3 protein-coding genes are annotated in these 1,498 nt (G+C 65.4%); all 3 read right to left on the bottom strand.

What is annotated here, in order from left to right; translation table 11 throughout:
• Positions 1-582 (bottom strand): hypothetical protein (locus OU426_RS18105; protein WP_267635574.1); only part of this gene is annotated, 582 nt, incomplete at its 3' end.
• Positions 579-1,019 carry an alpha/beta hydrolase family protein gene (locus OU426_RS18110; protein WP_267635575.1) on the bottom strand — a complete coding sequence of 147 codons (441 nt, stop codon included), beginning with the start codon at positions 1,017-1,019 and terminating at the stop codon, positions 579-581. The genes OU426_RS18110 and OU426_RS18105, both read right to left, overlap by 4 nt.
• On the bottom strand, positions 1,016-1,498 hold a 483-nt coding region (locus tag OU426_RS18115), incomplete at its 5' end, for a hypothetical protein (protein WP_267635576.1). The genes OU426_RS18110 and OU426_RS18115, both read right to left, overlap by 4 nt.

Consider the following 1,498-nt stretch of genomic DNA (forward strand, 5'->3'; position numbering starts at 1 on the left):
GGCCCAGGTCCGCCCCTCGGCCCGCCAGGGCGCCTCCGCCGCCGTCAGGCCCCGGTCGCAGCCGAAGGTCGCATCCATATCGTCGGGGTCCACCCGCCGCACGGTCTTGGGGTCGGCGATATCGTCGAAGGTGACGAGAAGCGGATATTGGCCCCGCGCAACCGTCTGTGGCTGATCCTTCGGCAGCGCAAGAACCAGCGCCGCTGCCTCTTCCGACGCCTGGACGATGTCGCTCGGGCCGCCATTTGCCGCCACCCCCAGGTTGAGTTCGCCCCCGCCTTTCAGCAGCGCGAAGAGCCAGCGGCCCGGCGCAGTCTCCATCACCAGCGCCTCACCCCGCAAGTCATAGCCACCTCGGCCGGCGTCAGGGAGTATCTTGGGGATAAGCATGAGGCGCACCGCGTACACCACCTCGCCCCTCACCTCGCCCCGAGGTGTGTCAACGGTGAGCGTCAGGCGCTGGTGCCAGGCGGCGGTGAACGTATTCCACCAGAACCAGCAGAGGATCGCGCCCACCGCCAGAGCCGGCAGGCCAACGACCGCTGCAAGCACCCATGCTAGGATCTTCCGCACACGCCTCATGCCGCGATCCCGCCGCCGAGGGAGTGGCCGGTGAAGATGACCGAGCCGGGTTTGGTGTCGTCCTGGACGGCGTCGGGGAACTCGGACGCGAGCCGCGCCTGCTCGCGCATGAAGTTACCGACGCCGATGCCCCAGCCGTGAATACGGTCGGTGTTCGTATCGCTGATGGGAGTGGAATCCGTGCCCCGGTAGGAAATGACCGTGCCGTAGGGCGTGTCATAGGCGACGGCGTAGAAACCGGCGGCTTGAGCCGCTTCAGACACGTCGTCGTTGATGACACGCGCCGACCCGACGGTCGAACCGATTTGACCAAGGCCGTCAATGTCATTTCCTTTGGCATCGACATTGACACCATCGCCAATGCCGGCGCCGTAGCCACGGTTGTAGGCGTCCATCGACAGGATGGCGAGGAGTAGGTCTTTTTCGGAGACAGTCATTTGATATTCCTCTTGAAATCCAACCTGTTCAGTCCATTTGCAAATGGGAAAGATGACTTTATCGATCTGTACCGATTACCATCTAACTGGAGGTTTTCGTATTCTGAGAACCACCCCAACACTGCCTCCACCTTGCCCTCTGTCACCGGCGCGTCGGTCACGGCGAGGGTGACGTCTGTCAACCTGTAACAGGGGCCGCCGTGGGGGGTGGCGCGGTCGGTCGGGGTGGGGATCAGCGTCTGGAACGGGTAGGGGCCGGAGCGCGGCCCGCGCAGCTTCGATTGTGCCGCCCAGGCCTCGGTCCAGCGCGCAGCCTCCTCGCGCGTGAAGCGTGTCTTCAGCGCATCGCGCCGCGCCTCATAACCTTCGAACCAGTCGTGATCCGGCCGCGTGATCCAGGCGAACTCCACCAAAGCCGCCGCCGCATCGCCGGTGATCCCGGCCTCCGCCGCCGCGCGCGCCGCCTCCTGCCGGTAGCC

Source organism: Frigidibacter sp. RF13 (assembly GCF_026626305.1).
Taxonomy (GTDB): domain Bacteria; phylum Pseudomonadota; class Alphaproteobacteria; order Rhodobacterales; family Rhodobacteraceae; genus TMP-24.

What these genes read in the sequence shown, in the direction of transcription:
- OU426_RS18110 (WP_267635575.1), bottom strand. Translation starts at nt 1,019, where the DNA reads ATGACTGTCTCCGAAAAAGACCTACTCCTCGCCATCCTGTCGATGGAC.